This is a genomic window from Bradyrhizobium sp. UFLA05-89, assembly GCF_059803475.1.
Genome location: NZ_JBANBA010000163.1, coordinates 1 through 14,069, shown reverse-complemented (window position 1 = coordinate 14,069; position 14,069 = coordinate 1). Strand labels below are relative to the sequence as shown.

Below are 14,069 nucleotides of genomic sequence, written 5' to 3'. Positions count from 1 at the left end.
TCCTTCGAACAAGGAGATGATCTGAAATGATCTAACAACGACTCATCCTTGACCAAGCCCATACAAGTATTCCAGAGGCGGTAGTGATTCTATCGAGAGGTCGCGGCGTACTGGATTCCCCGCCTTCGCGGGGAATGACAGTGGAAGTTGAGGCAAGTGGAGTGCCTCAAATCTCTCTCCTCTCACGTCAGCACCTTCACCCCGCCGAACGACGTCACGCGACCCTGGCGCAGCATGACGATCTGGGTGGCGAGCTGGCGCAGCTCGGCGGCGTCGTGGCTGACATAGACCATGGGGACGTTGGCCTCGTCGCGCAGCCGCACCAGATAGGGCAGAATCTCGAGCTTACGGCTCTCGTCGAGCGCGCCCAAGGGTTCGTCGAGCAGCAGCAGTCGCGGCTTCGACAATAGCGCGCGTCCGAGCGCGACGCGCTGGCGCTCGCCGCCGGAGAGCTTTCCGGGCCGGCGATCGAGCAGGGCGCCGATGTCGAGCAGATCGACGATGCGCTTCTGTTGCGCAGGATCATGCGCCAGCCGGTTCATCCGCCGGCCATAGTCGAGGTTCTGTGCGACGTTCAGATGCGGAAACAGCCGCGCGTCCTGGAAGACATAGCCGATGCGCCGGCGATAGGCCGGCACGTGGATGCTGGCGGCGGTGTCGTCGACGGTCTCGCCGTCGATGACGATCGTGCCGCGATCGGGCCGCAGCAGGCCGGCGATCATGTTGACGAGCGTGGTCTTGCCGGAACCCGATGCGCCGAACAGGCCGGTCACGCGGCCTTCGCTGGCGAAGGAGGCTTGAAGCGAGAACTCGCCGAGCAGCTTTTCGACGTCGACGCGCAGCATGGTCAGTTCCCGTGCAGCCGTGCGGTCGCGCGCCGCGCGAACCATTCGGCCGCGATTAGCGCACCGAGCGCGAGCACGATCGAGATGATCACCAGCCGTCCCGCTGCAGCGTCGCCGTCCGGCGTCTGGATCAGCGAATAGATGGCTGAGGAGATCGTCTGGGTCTCGCCGGGAATGTTGGAGACGAAAGTGATGGTCGCGCCGAACTCGCCGATAGCCTTGGCAAAGCCGAGCACCATGCCGGCAAGGACACCAGGCAAAGCAAGAGGCAGCGTGACCGTCAAAAACACCTTGAGGGGTGCAGCACCCAGTGTCTCCGCGGCCTGCTCGAGCCTGCGGTCGATCGCCTCGATCGAGAGCCGGATCGGTCGCACCAGCAGCGGAAACGACATGATACCGCAGGCGAGCGCGGCGCCGGTCCAGCGAAACGCGAAGACGATGCCGAGATAATCCGCCAAAAAGCCGCCGACGAGACCGCGCCGGCCAAACGTCAGCAACAGCAGATAGCCGGTGACGACCGGTGGCAGCACCAGCGGCAGATGCACCAGCGCGTCGAGCAGCGATTTGCCCCAGAAATCACGCCGCGCGAGCAGCCAAGCCAGCGCGATGCCGAACGGCGTCGCCACCAACGTCGCGATGACCGCGACCCGCAAGGAAAGCAGGATCGCGGTCCATTCGGCCGATGTGATCGCGGACATCAAGTCGCAAGCATCAAGTTTGCAAGCATTAGGTTGTGGGGCTGATCAGGAACTTGAAGCCATACTTTTCGAGGATCGTCTTGGCCGTCGTCGAGCGCAGGAAGGCGAGATAGTCGCTAGTTTCGCCCTTCGCGGTCGTGGTCGCGGCGACCGGATAGATGATCGCGGGATGCGATTCGGCCGGGAAGGTGCCGACGATCTTGACGCCCGGTTCGACCTTGGCGTCGGTCGAATAGACAATGCCGAGCGCGGCTTCGCCGCGCGCAACAAGCGTCAACGCGGCACGCACGCTCTCGGCCATGGCGAATTTCGGCTCGGCGGCCTGCCATGCACCGAGCTTCTCCAGCGCGGCCTTGGCGTATTTGCCGACCGGCACGGACTTCACGTCGCCGGTCGCGATCTTGCCGTCGCCGGCGAGCTTGGCGAGGTCAAAGCCCTGGGCGATCGTGACGTTGTCGATTTTCGAATCCTTGGGCGCGATCAGAACGATGCTGTTGCCGAGCAGGTTGACGCGGGTCGGCTCGTTGATGGTCTTCTTGGAAATCGCGTAGTCCATCCAGTCGGTATCGGCGGAGACGAACACGTCGGCCGGCGCGCCCTGCTCGATCTGTTTTGCCAATACCGAGCTCGCGGCATAGCTGACCGAAAACTTGACGCCGGTCTTGGCGGTGTAGGCCGCGTCGATCTCGTCGAGCGCGTTCTTCATCGAGGCGGCGGCGAAGACGGTGATCGTCTTGTCCTCGGCGGCCGCTGGCGAGAGGGCCGCACCAAGGAAGATCACGAAGGCGGTGAAAAGTCCGGCAAATCGAAACATGAATAGCGCTCCGTGCGAGGTCGCGCGCAAAAACGCACGCGCAGATCTGGCGTGAGATGGGTTGGGCGCGACCGACGGAAGCGCTGTTCCGCTAGTCCCCGCAACGGCTTACGGCCGGCAGGGATATCGCACTGCAAACATAGCAGGCTGGGGCCTACGGTAAAGGCGACCGTTTGTCTAACGATGATGCCTATTCCGCGGGCAGGATCGCGATCGAGACCGAATTCTCTTTCGCACCGCTGACCTGGAGCACAAAAGGCTTGGCCGAAAGCTCGTATTTCATGGTCTTGCGAATGCCGTCACAGTCGGTCGCGCCGCTGAAGGCGACGGGCTTGAGGAAATGCCCGTCCTGGACCACGTCGACCCAGGCCCCTGCCGACAGGCTGATGGTGTAGACGCCGGCTTTGGGTGCCGCCTTGAAGCTGGCAAAGCCGGCAAAAGTGCCGTCCTTCGGAGCGCGCTCCGGCGGAGAGGGCAGTTTGGCGTCGGCAGGCGCGACCAGCGTCAGTGCGATGGCCGATGCCGGCACGGCCGCCTGCTCGCTGCCCGAGGAGAGCTTCGCGCGGTCCGGTGCGGTGAGCGCGGCACGTTCCCGCTCGATCGGCCATTTGAACTTGTCGCAGCCGCTCGGCTCTTCGGCCGCAAGGGCGGAGGTCGTGCTGACGAAGAGCACGGCAAGGAGGGTGAGGGCGCGCATGTCAAATCTCATCGTTGGCGGCGCGGTGGTGCCGCCCGCGTGTAGTCAGGTTTGCTGTCGAAGAACGGGACGCGCATCCCGAGATGTCGCGTGCTTACGGCACAGCGGCGGGCCGATCCTAGCGCATTCGTGTGGTACGAGCCAACCATCCGTGTCGTCCTGGACAAGCGAGCGGAGCGAGCGCAGATCCAGGACCCTGGCTTTCGTCAGGACGACGATTGAGTGTGAGGCGGCAGCGTGCAAGCCGATGCTACGGCTTCGCGTCCGGTGCGCGCAGCACGGCTTTGCAGGCTGCGGGCATTTGCGCGAGCGTCATCGGCGGTTTCGGCTTGGGTGGCTCCGGCGGTGGCTTCGGATGCAGCACGCCATCGCTGAACCAGTAGGCGAGATCGGACGACTTGCAGCCTTCGTCCTCGGATTGCGACGGCTGGCCCTGGCATTCGCTGGCGCCGGGCGGGCAGCGCATGCGGATGTGGAAGTGATAGTCGTGCCCCCACCAGGGGCGGATCTTCGACAACCACGAGCGATCGCCCTTGGCCTCGCGGCAGAGCGCCTTCTTGATCGCGGGGTTGACGAAGATGCGCTGCACCGCCGGCTCCTGCGCCGCGTCGCGCAGCACCAGCACGTGGCCGGGCGTGAACACTTTTGGATCGATGTCGAGCCGGTCCTCGCGCACCATCATCACCGCGGACATCTCCTCGCGCTCCTCGCGCGAGAGGCGATGGTCCGGCATCGGCGTCAGCCAGATGTCGGCATCGAGCCCGATCTGGTGGCTGGCATGGCCCGACAGCGCTGGTCCCCCGCGCGGCTGGCCGATATCGCCGACCAGAATGCCCGGCCAGCCGGCATCCTTGTGCGCCTTGGCCGCGAGGCGCTTGATTAGCGCGATCATGTCGGGGTGGCCAAAATTGCGATTGCGCGACAGCCGCATCACCTGCCAGTTGTCGCCGTTGAGCGGCATCTGCGCCGCGCCGCCGATGCAGCCCTTGACGTAGGAGCCGATGACATGCGCCGGCCCCGACGAAGGCAGCAGCTTTCGCGCGAACAGCTCCTTCGCGCCGATCTTGGGATCGTTGGGATTGGCGAGCGGCGGCAGCGGTTTTGGGTTAACGCTGCCCTTGTCCTGGGCCAGCGCGCCGCCGGCATTCAGGAGAACAAGCAAAAGCAGGAGGGAGGCGAAGCGGCAGGGACTCATGCTGACATCCCTTATAACCCAACGCCGCCTCAGGGTTAAGAACCAGGCTTTCGAGCGGGCACGAACTCACAGTGTCTTTACAGAGGTGCGCGAGAGACCGCGCGACGGTCTGCAAGACGTCAGATTACTTCACCCAGGATGAGAACGATGCTGACGACAGGAATGGGAATCTCAATGGACACGCGCCGCTGTTACGGCGATGGCCGTTGTTTGTCGTAGGTCCCGCCGCAAAGGTTCACGGTCGAAGGTCCGCTTGCGGTGGTGAAAGCTGCTGCGAGTGGCTTCCACAACGAACTTGATCGGGACATGCGCGACTAATCGCATGACCGGATCAAGGGAGCCAGAAAATGAAGGGCAGTGCATCTTGGATCAAGCCATCTTGGATCGGCCTGCTCGTTGCCTGCAATATCGGCGTCTGCGATGAGGCGTCCGCCGCGCAGCCGGCAGCCCCGCCCGCGGGCTACAGGATCGAAGAAAAATACACCAAGGCATCGCCGGATGGCGCGACAACGATCGAGCAATACCTGAACAAGGATACGGACGACTGGAAATGGCAGTTCTGGGCGCGCCGGCAGGGCGCATTCACACTTCTTGATGCGGAGCCGGCCGGCTATCCGGCGGATTTTCTCTTCACCAACGATGTGAATTGGATCGTTCGCTTACAAAAGACCGGCTCGGGTGAGTCGATGCTCTATCTGTACCGCCTTGCTCCGGATGGTTACGTTTCCGCGGGCAAGAAGCCGCTCGGCGATCAGGCGTGGGACTATCTGAAGACGCGTCCCGACTGGCGAAAGATCAAGAAGGCGCCGGAATATCATATGTCGGCGAATCTGGTGAGGGGGCTTGAAGAGAACTATCGCTGGCTCGGCGCCGATTGGCCGGCGAACCGCTATATCCTGATCAGTCTGTCGGGGGATGCCGACGTCAAGGGCCGCAAGCCCACGCAGACCGGCGTGGTGAACAGCTGGAGCTGCAGATATGATCTCGAGACCGGCAAGTTCGACGTGCCGGCAGTTTTGTCCGACCACAATGCGAAAGCCGTCGTGCCGAAGTCGCCGGGTGCTGATTAGATTCTTTCCGGGAAAACTCAGCCCCACGGGACGGTGTCCTTTCTTAACGCCGCAATAACCCTATGCTGGATTGATCAATATTCGTGCGATGACGCCCGGAATTGCGGTGCCCTGTATACAAACGGACACATATTCGGAATCAATTCATAGGAAGCGCGCGTTTTTGCGCCAACCCTCCTTCCCATAGCGACCACCACATTCGTCTATCGCGCCGGTCAACGCGCGGTCGCCTTGCAAATGGACAAGAAGTGCAATCGGCGCGATTGCGTCGGCGACGCGCCCGGCGGGTCGCCGCACCCAGGATTACCGTTTTTTCAGACACTTGTCCGACAACTCGCGACTGCCAAGCGCGAGTGGGACGGGCGAAGTTGAGTTTGGGTTCTCGAAAAGCAGGAAAGCGAAAGCGGACGGCGCTCACCAGGGTGGCCGCACGGTCGCGCAAGCCGGCGTCGAAGCGCGCGAGGCCGCATGATCTTCCGGTCGAGACCGATGCGCTCGTGCAGAGCCGTGCGGAAGCGGAAGCTGCGATCGCGGACGCGCGCAAATCGCACGAGCGGCTGCGCCAGGCCATCGACCTGCTGCCGCAAGGTATCGTGTTTCTCGACGCCGAGGGCCGCTACGTCCTCTGGAACAAGAAATACGCCGAGATCTACAACAAGACCGCCGATCTGTTCGCGGAAGGCGCGCGGCTGGAGGATACGCTGCGCATCGGCGTTGCGCGCGGCGACTATCCGGAAGCGATCGGCCATGAGGACGAGTGGATCGCCGAGCGGCTGCAAAAGCTCTATCAACCCGGCGCGCGTCACGAGCAGAAGCTGGCCGACGGCCGCGTCATCATGATCGAGGAGCGCCTGACCGATGACGGCGGCGTCGTTGGTCTGCGCGTCGACATCACCGAACTGAAGCAGCGCGAGGCCTCGTTCCGCCTGCTGTTCGACGGCAATCCCGTGCCCATGATCGTCTGCGCGCTGGACGATGAGCGCATCCTCGGCGTCAACGACGCCGCGGTCGCGCATTACGGCCACAGCCGTGCCGAGTTCGAGAAGCTGACGATTCGCTCGCTCCAGGCCTTCGACAGCGAGCTGCCCTGGACAAGCGGCCGGAGCAGCGAGGAACAGGCCGCGCGCACCTGGAAGCACGTGAAGGCCGACGGCGCGCTGATCGATCTTGCAATCTACTCGCGCCAATTGACCTACGCCGATCGGCCGGCGGTGCTGCTGGCGCTGATGGACATCACCGAACGCAAGCGCGCCGAGGCGCGGCTTGCGTTCATGGCCCAGCATGACGGTCTGACCGGGCTGCCGAACCGCAATCTGCTGCGCCAGCAGATCGACGAGATGCTGCTGCACACGCGCCGCAACACTGAGAAGGTCGCGGTGCTGATGCTGGGGCTCGACAATTTCAAGGCGGTCAACGACACGCTCGGCCACGCGATCGGCGACAAGCTGCTGCGCGGCGTCGCCAAGCGCCTGCGCTCCACCTTGCGCGATGAAGACGCGCTGGCGCGGCTCAATTCGGATGAATTCGTCATCGTCCAGAGCGGCCTCACCCGGCCGGAAGATGCGGTGGGGCTGGCAAAACGCCTGCTGGAGGCCATCGCCGATCCCTATCTGCTCGACGGCCATTCCGTGGTGATCGGCGCCTCCATCGGTATCGCCATGGCGCCCGGCGACGGCGATGATTCCGAGAAGCTTCTCAAGAGCGCCGACATGGCGCTGTCGCGCGCCAAGCTGGATGCGCGCGGCACGTTCGCGTTTTTCGAGGCGGCGCTGCATGCGAAGGCGCAGAGCCGCCGCAAGATCGAGGTGGAGCTGCGCGACGCGATCCAGAACGACGTGCTGCGGCCGTTCTATCAACCGCTGATCGACCTTTCGAGCGGCCGCATCACCGGCTTCGAGGCGCTGGTGCGCTGGCCACATGCCGAGCGCGGCATGGTGTCGCCGGCCGAATTCATTCCGGTCGCCGAGGACACTGGGTTGATCAATCTGCTCGGCGGATTGATGCTGCGCCGGGCCTGCGCGGATGCCGCGACCTGGCCCGACGACGTCCGCGTTGCCGTCAACCTGTCGCCGCTGCAATTCCGCAGCGGCAATCTGCTCTCGATGGTCACCGAGGCGCTGAAGCACTCTGGCTTGCCGCCGCTTCGGCTCGAGCTCGAGATCACCGAGACGCTGCTGCTCGAAAAGAGCGCCCAGGTGCTGGCGACGCTGCATGCCTTGCGCGCGCTGGGCGTGCGGATCTCCATGGACGATTTCGGCACCGGTTATTCGAGTCTCAGCTACTTGCGCAGCTTCCCCTTCGACAAGATCAAGATCGACCAGTCCTTCGTGCGCGATCTCAGCGCCAACCGCGAGTCGCAGGCGATCATCCGCTCGATCGTCAGCCTCGGCAAAGGCCTAGGGGTCACCATCACCGCCGAGGGTGTCGAGACCGAGGTCGAGCTGAGCTGCCTGCGCGCCGAGGGCTGCCATGAGGGGCAGGGTTTCCTGTTCTCCAAGGCCCGCCCCAATGCCGAGATCGTCAGCCTGCTCGCGGCGCAGCGCGGGGTGGACGCGACGGGCGACGAGCACGCTGCGCTGGTGGCCTGATTGAACCTCTGCTTGAGTCTCGGCGTCTGATCATTGAATCGGAATGTCGGGATCGGTCCCCCATGAGCCTCACTACCCCAGTCACGTCTGACGCCCCGCGCTATGCCCGGTGCGCGCGGCGGCTGAAAGCCATCCTGCTCGACTGGATGCTGGCGATGGCCCTGCTGTTCGGCGCGGTGGCGCTGGCGAGCAATTTGCAAAGCGACTTGATTGCCCGCGTCCTTGGCATGGCGGTCGTGCTGATCCTGGTGTTCTATGAACCGGTGCTGGTATCGCGCGCCGGCGGCACGCTCGGGCACTACTGGACCAACCTGCGTGTCGTCGATGATGGCGGCGGCAATCTGACCTTCAGGAAGGCATTCGCGCGCTTCGCCATCAAGAGCCTGCTGAGCTGGTATTCCTTCCTGACCATGATGGCGACGCGCCGCAACCAGGCGGTGCACGATCTCCTGACGCATTCCACCGTCCAGATCCGCGATCTCGCCAAGGCGACGTCATCGCAATTCATCACCGAGCGCCGCGAGCTCGATGACGCCGCGATGCCGTCACGGCTGCGCCGCGCGCTGGTGACGATGGCCTATCTCGTGCTCGGCGGTGTCCTTTATGTGATGGCGCTTGGCGCCCTGCTGCAACAGGGCATGCTTTCGAGCGCCTGCCTTGACCGCGACGTCTGCTCGGGCGGCGACCGCATCGTCAGCTTTGCTGCCGCCACGGTGCTGCTCCTGGCGCTCGCCCTGGTCATCGGCATGGGCTGGCGCGGCCGCCTGCCCGGTGCGCGCAGGGCGTAGCCGAAGGATCGGGTCGCAGGCTCAGCCCGCCGACAGGATCGCCCTTCCGACATCCTCATAATGCGTGTCGCGCGCCTGGATCTGCTGGGCGATCGCGTGGATGTCGCGAAAGCGCCGTTCGAACGGATTGTTGCGGAACACGGCGGTCGCGCCCGCCATGCGATAGGCGATATCGACCACCTTCGCTGATTGTTGGATAGTCCAGGTTGATGCCAGCCGCACGGCTGAGCGATGCGGCTCCTTGAACTCGCCGCTAGCGGTCAGCTCGCGCCACATCGCGCCCGCCGTCGCATAGAGATAGGCGCGCGCCGCGCGCAGATCGCCTTCGGTGCGGCCGATCAGGCCTTGAACGGCTGCATTGTCGCGCATCGCTTTCGCTGCGAGCGACTGGTGTTTGCCGCGCGCCAGCGCGATGGCCGCATCCAGCGTCGCCCGCGCGACGCCGAGCGACACCGCGGCAAAGCCGAGGCTGAAGGTCGAGCCGGTGCCAAGCCTGTAGAGCGGACCGGTTTCGCGTAAAGCAGACGGCACGTCGCGGAATGCCGTGAAACGCTCAGGAATGAAGAGATCGTTGACCTCATAGGAATCGGTGCCGGTGCCGGCGAGCCCGATCGCGTGCCAGACATCATGCAGCGTTGCGCTCGTGACCGGAAACAGGATGGTGCGCACTTCCGGCGAGCCATCGGCATTTGTGCGTGGCGCTCCGTCGGCACCGATGATGCGGACATGCGCGCCCAGCCAGCCTGCCTGCCGCGAGCCCGAGGCAAAATCCCAGCGCGCACTGACGCGGTAGCCGCCATCGGCCGCGCGCGCCGCATGCGCAACCGCACCCCAGGCGAGGATGCCGGGCGGTGTGTTGAAGATCTCGTCCGCCGCGTGGTGATCGAGCGACGCCGCGATCATCGCGCAGACGCCGCACTGCCCGAGGCACCAGGCGGTGGAGGCATCCGCCTTCGCGATCTCCTCCAGCATCTGCATGAAAACTTCAGGCGCAGCCTCGGCGCCGCCAAGGCTCTGCGGCAGCAGCGCGCGATAAAGCCCGTTCTCGATGAGAGCTGCGACGACGGGCTGCGTCAGCCTCCGCTCGCGCTCGATTGCATCCGCCTCGCGCCCGATCAGCGGCGCAAGCGCCCGCGCCCGCTCGACCAGGCCAAATCCAGGTAGTTGGGTCATCCGCGTTTCCTCGCCCATTCTTGTCGTGAGCTGTGAGGACGAGGATGGTGGTCCATCCAGCGGGAAGGATCAAGGTGAGAAGCTCCTCATTCCGGGGCAACGCATCGGTGCCGAGCCGGGCATCTCGCTTACGGGACAGAAACGGACATCACCCGGCCGACGGCCCCGCAGACGTTTCGCAACGCGCAAATTCATGCTGTAGTCACGTTCCCGGTGAGCAATGGTCGGCGCAGTTCGGAGAGGGCGATGCGACGACGCAATTTCCAAAGGAGTCGTCGATCGCCGTCGTCCGCTAAATCAACGAAGGAGGCGACAATGAAAAAACTCACGCTGATTGGTCTTGGTATTTCGGCGTCGATCGTCGTTTTCACGGTTGGCGCCGCGATTTCCGCGCAGGACAAGTACACGGTGCAGGTACCAAACGGGCTCGCGTTTTCCGAGTTTAGAGGATACGAAGACTGGCCGGTGATCGCGATCAGCGAGAACGGAGGCGCGATCGCCGTGATCGTGGGGAATCCGGCAATGATCGGTGCTTACAAGGAAGGCGTGCCCGGCAATGGCAAGGCTTTCCCGGACGGCGCCAAGATGGCGAAGATTCACTGGAACCCGAAAAAACAAGAGGCTTACCCAGGTCAGCCAACGGTGCCGGGCACCCAGCACGACGTTGATTTCATGGTGAAGGACAGCAAGAGGTTCGCGGACAGCGGCGGATGGGGATGGGGCGCGTTCGACTATGACGCGGCGTCCGATACGTTTAGCCCCTCCACAGAGGCGAGCACTCCGCCCCAGGAACATGACGCGAAGTGCGGGTTCGCGTGCCATACGGTTGTGCAGAACCGCGACTATGTCTTCACGGAGTACGGAAAGAGGTGAGTGTTGGGATTGCCTCGGCCAAGAAGTTGATTGGTCCGAACCGGTGCTCGTTCTGGATTGAGGTCGAAGCCTCAGGCAGGGCTGCTTATGGGATGCGGCCCGGTCATTGGCCCCGACGTCTCACTTGCGCTAGAACTCTCACGGCTGGATGATCCTGTCGCGCATCGCAATCATCACAGCCTGCGTGCGGGTTACCGCGCCCAACTTTTTGCAGCAGTTCTTGATGTGCTCCTTCACCGTCCGCTCGGTTATATTCATCGCCTCTGCGATCTGATCGCTCGTCCGGCCGATGGCCGCCAGCGTCAGCACCTCGCGCTCTCGCTCCGATAGGATGATCTGCGGCACATCGGGCGTGCCGCGCAGCCTGAGCACCTGATCGAACGCGTACAACGCCATGAAATGCAGCGCAGGCAGTTCATCCTCTGGCAGCTTGACCTCGTGGCCGCCGAACCATACCTGGCCCAACCGGCCGGCAGGTGAGGCAACCGGGACCACGTATCCATCCTGTAGGCCCCAGTCCCACGCCCGCTGCACCATCTCGACCGTCTTCAATTCAAGCCGCGCGTCATAGGGGGCCTCCTTGACCCATCGATAGGGTCGAGTCGCCGTCCTGGAATATCGGACGGCGGGATCAGCATGAACGTAATCGTTTTCGATATAGTGCTTCACCCAACCGTCCGGGAACTCGTCACCAAGGATGATATCTTCGGTGCGCTCGTTTGCTCTGAGGGTGACGAAGCTGAAGCAGAAATACTCGATGCCGTGCTGCCTGAGCGCTTCGCGCAATGCGTCCATGATGCCTGCAGTCTCGGGAAGCTGCTGCAGTTTCTCGACGAACTCAAATGCGCGATAGCGAATGTTCTCCACTGGCCCTCTCGTACTAAGCGGCAGTCTTGCTTCCCTCCGTGCCCTTGTAACATAGCGGCGGCGTTCCCCCTCAACGGAGGTGTGCCAACGCCTTCCCTGGAGCAAGCGATGTAGTCTGACAGCCGCGCTGTCCCAACGCGGCCTCACTTCTTCACTCAGGGCTTAGAAGGGAGAAGCCTCGCTCAATGGAATGGTTCCGCTGATCGGCCCGGAGCCGACCAGTCAGGCGTCTCCCGGGCGCAGGCCGTTGCTGCCCCCTTGCGGAAGTCGACTGCCTCTGTAGTCTCGACGACATGATGACGGGAGACGTATCGGCTCTGGCCTCCAGGCTGTCGGTGTTTCCGCGCCTGGGGCTCGCGAGCCTGCCCACACCTCTCGAGCCAATGAGGCGACTGACTGCGCATTTGGGCGGGCCACGCCTATGGGTGAAGCGTGAGGACGCGACCGGTCTCGGCTTTGGCGGCAACAAGCTGCGCAAGCTGGATTACGTGCTTCACGACGCCGTCGCATCCAAGGCTGACGTGCTGGTCTCTGGCGGCGTCGTCCAGTCCAACAGCCAACGCCAGGTCGCTGCCGCGGCAGCCAAGCTCGGGCTGGAGTGTCATCTCGCTGTCTACCACGGTCGCGTGGCTCCGCCGACCCCTGAGTACGAAACTTCGGGAAATGCGCTGCTCAATCGGCTATTCGGCGCGCATCTCCACGACGTGCCGTGGACGGGAAATCGCAACGCTGCGATTGAGGAGCTGGGAAGCCGGCTCAGGGCCGAAGGTCGTCGGGCTTATTTCGTGCCATACGGCGTTTCCAATCCACTCGGCGCGATTGCCTACGCATCGACAATCGTGGAGATCGCGGAGCAGTCGCGGGGGCTCAGCATTCGCCCCGCCGCGATCGTGCATTGCACCGGCAGCGCGGGAACACAGGCCGGTCTTGTTGTCGGGGCATCGGTTGCGATGCCCAAGACGCGGATCATCGGCATCGACATCGATGCCGAACCGGAGCGCGTGCGTTCCGACGTTATCGCCTACGCAAGAGCCGCAGCCGATTTGATCCGCGCCGATTTCGACGAGAACGATGTCGAGGTCGTCGCCGGGCACGCTGGTCCGGCTTATGGCGTGCCGCATGCGGCGACCATCGAGGCCATCAAGCTTGCAGGAGCGCTCGAAGCCTTGACCCTAGATCCAGTCTACTCCGGGAAAGGATTGGCCGGCCTGATCGCGCTCGTTCGGGCGAAGCGATGGCAACCCGACACGGATGTTGTTTTCGTTCATACTGGCGGAGTTCCGGCTCTGTTCGCCTACCAGAGTGTGCTCGGCATTTGATCGGTCCATTCGCTAGCCCGCTCATCGCCTCGAGCGGCGGCCGGATACGCCGCCGCTCTTGCCGCTGCTCTTGGAGAACACCTCACAAAGAGAACACCTCACAAATCGCGTCGATTTACGCGGCGCGTTCCTTGTCTGACTGTTCCTTTACCTCGGTCGCGGCTTCTTCCAAATCCTTTTGGTAATTGCCCGCGAACCTCTCGATGCTATCGGCCCACATCCTCAGCATTGAGACCTGGAAGTGCATGACTGGCTTCAACGCATTCATGCCGATTGCTGTGACTGCGGTGATGCGGCTCTGTGGGTCACGCGCGAAACGGTTTGGGTTAGCGGTCTGATCTGCCATGCTGTTCGCTCCTTCGCTCTGGTGTTATGGGCTGAAGCCAAGTGTCGGTTGCGCACTGCGTGCTTCCAGGCGCTCGGCCAACACTCGATCTGCCGCGCGTCTCGCCGCTCCGTCGTCTTGCAGTGCGTCCAGGTTTTTCAAGTAAGCGACTGCCGCTATTTGCAAGAGGTCAAAATCATATTGGCCGGTGTCACGCAGGTTGGTGACGTAGCGATAGAGGGCGGAACGCCTGTTGTCGTTCTCGCTGACACCGCTGTGGAGCAGCAAGTAGTTCCGCCAGGCGAACGCACATGCGCCTTCCGTGGCCTGAGAAGTCATGGGCACCTCCCAAAGGGCAGAGAAAGACTGACGCCCCTTTTCGTTCCGCGGATCTCTCAGATGTAACGTTGTTCCGTAGCTGCGCTGCAAGATGTTTGCACACGGTTGATGTCGATGCTGCCGTCGGAGGCCGTCCATAACGCGGTTGGTCAATGCGATTGGCCGTTCGAGCGACGAGTTTCCCCAAATGATCGTGCGTGTGTTCCCTACAAAAAAGACGCCGCGGAACGTGCGAGATTTTCCGGTTCTGGGCCTTCGCGACATGTTCTCGCGGCCGCGCGATCTTGATCGCCAACGGGGCAAAGCGGACGGGGCCTTCGTCGCATCACGCCAACGGTTTATGGCTACACGGCCTATCACTACTTTGGCAGAATCTGTTTGCGCCAGTGTTTTTCAAGGATTTTTTTTCGGCAGTATGGACACCGTTGAGACGGCGGCCGAAGGATGAGATCGACGATGGCGTGACGTACGGCGGGCA

The 14,069-nt window shown here is 63.1% G+C and carries 15 protein-coding genes; 6 read left to right on the top strand and 9 right to left on the bottom strand.

Annotated elements, in window-relative coordinates:
• Positions 1–182: 182 nt before the first annotated feature.
• The 5 genes from modC to mepA form a co-directional block, all read right to left on the bottom strand.
• On the bottom strand, positions 183–845 hold the full coding sequence (gene modC / locus SO139_RS42880; RefSeq protein WP_449384298.1) for a molybdenum ABC transporter ATP-binding protein: 663 nt from the start codon (positions 843–845) through the stop codon (positions 183–185).
• A gap of 2 nt (positions 846–847) precedes the next feature.
• On the bottom strand, positions 848–1,543 hold the full coding sequence (modB, locus tag SO139_RS42875) for a molybdate ABC transporter permease subunit (protein ID WP_449384299.1): 696 nt from the start codon (positions 1,541–1,543) through the stop codon (positions 848–850).
• Between the two features lie 28 nt (positions 1,544–1,571).
• Positions 1,572–2,357: a molybdate ABC transporter substrate-binding protein gene (gene modA / locus SO139_RS42870; RefSeq protein ID WP_449384300.1), complete on the bottom strand. Its 786-nt coding sequence runs from the start codon at positions 2,355–2,357 to the stop codon at positions 1,572–1,574.
• 190 nt (positions 2,358–2,547) lie between these two features.
• Positions 2,548–3,054 (bottom strand): hypothetical protein, encoded by a 507-nt coding sequence (locus SO139_RS42865; RefSeq protein ID WP_449384301.1) that lies wholly within the window; start codon positions 3,052–3,054, stop codon positions 2,548–2,550.
• 250 nt (positions 3,055–3,304) lie between these two features.
• On the bottom strand, positions 3,305–4,249 hold the full coding sequence (mepA, locus tag SO139_RS42860) for a penicillin-insensitive murein endopeptidase (RefSeq protein ID WP_449384302.1): 945 nt from the start codon (positions 4,247–4,249) through the stop codon (positions 3,305–3,307).
• Positions 4,250–4,596: 347 nt separating this feature from the next.
• Between mepA and SO139_RS42855 the strand changes: the two genes are divergently transcribed.
• From SO139_RS42855 to SO139_RS42845, 3 genes are all read left to right on the top strand, one after another.
• The gene (locus tag SO139_RS42855) at positions 4,597–5,319 is read left to right on the top strand and encodes a hypothetical protein (RefSeq protein WP_449384303.1); all 723 of its coding nucleotides are present in this window, start codon (positions 4,597–4,599) and stop codon (positions 5,317–5,319) included.
• 422 nt (positions 5,320–5,741) lie between these two features.
• Positions 5,742–7,907, top strand: a complete 2,166-nt coding sequence (locus tag SO139_RS42850) for a sensor domain-containing protein (protein WP_449384304.1) — start codon at positions 5,742–5,744, stop codon at positions 7,905–7,907.
• A 62-nt stretch (positions 7,908–7,969) separates the two neighbouring features.
• On the top strand, positions 7,970–8,695 hold the full coding sequence (locus tag SO139_RS42845) for an RDD family protein (RefSeq protein WP_449384305.1): 726 nt from the start codon (positions 7,970–7,972) through the stop codon (positions 8,693–8,695).
• 21 nt (positions 8,696–8,716) lie between these two features.
• On the opposite strand, the gene SO139_RS42840 is transcribed toward SO139_RS42845, so the two are convergent.
• Complete coding sequence (locus SO139_RS42840; protein ID WP_449384306.1) at positions 8,717–9,868, bottom strand: acyl-CoA dehydrogenase family protein; 1,152 nt, start codon at positions 9,866–9,868, stop codon at positions 8,717–8,719.
• A 315-nt stretch (positions 9,869–10,183) separates the two neighbouring features.
• On the opposite strand from SO139_RS42840, the gene SO139_RS42835 reads away from it, so the two are divergent.
• Positions 10,184–10,741, top strand: a complete 558-nt coding sequence (locus SO139_RS42835; protein ID WP_449384307.1) for a cytochrome P460 family protein — start codon at positions 10,184–10,186, stop codon at positions 10,739–10,741.
• A 138-nt stretch (positions 10,742–10,879) separates the two neighbouring features.
• Here the strand turns inward: SO139_RS42835 and SO139_RS42830 are convergent, their stop codons facing one another.
• Positions 10,880–11,608, bottom strand: coding sequence for a helix-turn-helix transcriptional regulator (locus tag SO139_RS42830; protein WP_449384308.1), 729 nt, complete (start codon positions 11,606–11,608; stop codon positions 10,880–10,882).
• Positions 11,609–11,904: 296 nt separating this feature from the next.
• On the opposite strand from SO139_RS42830, the gene SO139_RS42825 reads away from it, so the two are divergent.
• Positions 11,905–12,927, top strand: coding sequence for a D-cysteine desulfhydrase family protein (locus SO139_RS42825; protein ID WP_449384309.1), 1,023 nt, complete (start codon positions 11,905–11,907; stop codon positions 12,925–12,927).
• A 115-nt stretch (positions 12,928–13,042) separates the two neighbouring features.
• On the opposite strand, the gene SO139_RS42820 is transcribed toward SO139_RS42825, so the two are convergent.
• Both SO139_RS42820 and SO139_RS42815 read right to left on the bottom strand, forming a co-directional pair.
• Complete coding sequence (locus tag SO139_RS42820; protein WP_449384310.1) at positions 13,043–13,273, bottom strand: hypothetical protein; 231 nt, start codon at positions 13,271–13,273, stop codon at positions 13,043–13,045.
• Positions 13,274–13,297: 24 nt separating this feature from the next.
• Positions 13,298–13,591, bottom strand: coding sequence for a hypothetical protein (locus tag SO139_RS42815; protein ID WP_449384311.1), 294 nt, complete (start codon positions 13,589–13,591; stop codon positions 13,298–13,300).
• Positions 13,592–13,778: 187 nt separating this feature from the next.
• On the opposite strand from SO139_RS42815, the gene SO139_RS42810 reads away from it, so the two are divergent.
• Positions 13,779–14,039, top strand: coding sequence for a hypothetical protein (locus SO139_RS42810; protein WP_449384312.1), 261 nt, complete (start codon positions 13,779–13,781; stop codon positions 14,037–14,039).
• Positions 14,040–14,069 lie beyond the last annotated feature (30 nt).

Excerpts from the sequence above, each read along its gene's own strand:
- modB (WP_449384299.1), bottom strand. The coding sequence starts at position 1,543 with ATGTCCGCGATCACATCGGCCGAATGGACCGCGATCCTGCTTTCCTTG.
- SO139_RS42835 (WP_449384307.1), top strand. The coding sequence starts at position 10,184 with ATGAAAAAACTCACGCTGATTGGTCTTGGTATTTCGGCGTCGATCGTC.
- SO139_RS42810 (WP_449384312.1), top strand. The coding sequence starts at position 13,779 with ATGATCGTGCGTGTGTTCCCTACAAAAAAGACGCCGCGGAACGTGCGA.
- SO139_RS42845 (WP_449384305.1), top strand. The coding sequence starts at position 7,970 with ATGAGCCTCACTACCCCAGTCACGTCTGACGCCCCGCGCTATGCCCGG.
- modA (WP_449384300.1), bottom strand. The coding sequence starts at position 2,357 with ATGTTTCGATTTGCCGGACTTTTCACCGCCTTCGTGATCTTCCTTGGT.
- mepA (WP_449384302.1), bottom strand. The coding sequence starts at position 4,249 with ATGAGTCCCTGCCGCTTCGCCTCCCTCCTGCTTTTGCTTGTTCTCCTG.
- SO139_RS42865 (WP_449384301.1), bottom strand. The coding sequence starts at position 3,054 with ATGCGCGCCCTCACCCTCCTTGCCGTGCTCTTCGTCAGCACGACCTCC.
- SO139_RS42825 (WP_449384309.1), top strand. The coding sequence starts at position 11,905 with ATGACGGGAGACGTATCGGCTCTGGCCTCCAGGCTGTCGGTGTTTCCG.
- SO139_RS42840 (WP_449384306.1), bottom strand. The coding sequence starts at position 9,868 with ATGACCCAACTACCTGGATTTGGCCTGGTCGAGCGGGCGCGGGCGCTT.
- SO139_RS42815 (WP_449384311.1), bottom strand. The coding sequence starts at position 13,591 with ATGACTTCTCAGGCCACGGAAGGCGCATGTGCGTTCGCCTGGCGGAAC.
- SO139_RS42855 (WP_449384303.1), top strand. The coding sequence starts at position 4,597 with ATGAAGGGCAGTGCATCTTGGATCAAGCCATCTTGGATCGGCCTGCTC.
- modC (WP_449384298.1), bottom strand. The coding sequence starts at position 845 with ATGCTGCGCGTCGACGTCGAAAAGCTGCTCGGCGAGTTCTCGCTTCAA.
- SO139_RS42820 (WP_449384310.1), bottom strand. The coding sequence starts at position 13,273 with ATGGCAGATCAGACCGCTAACCCAAACCGTTTCGCGCGTGACCCACAG.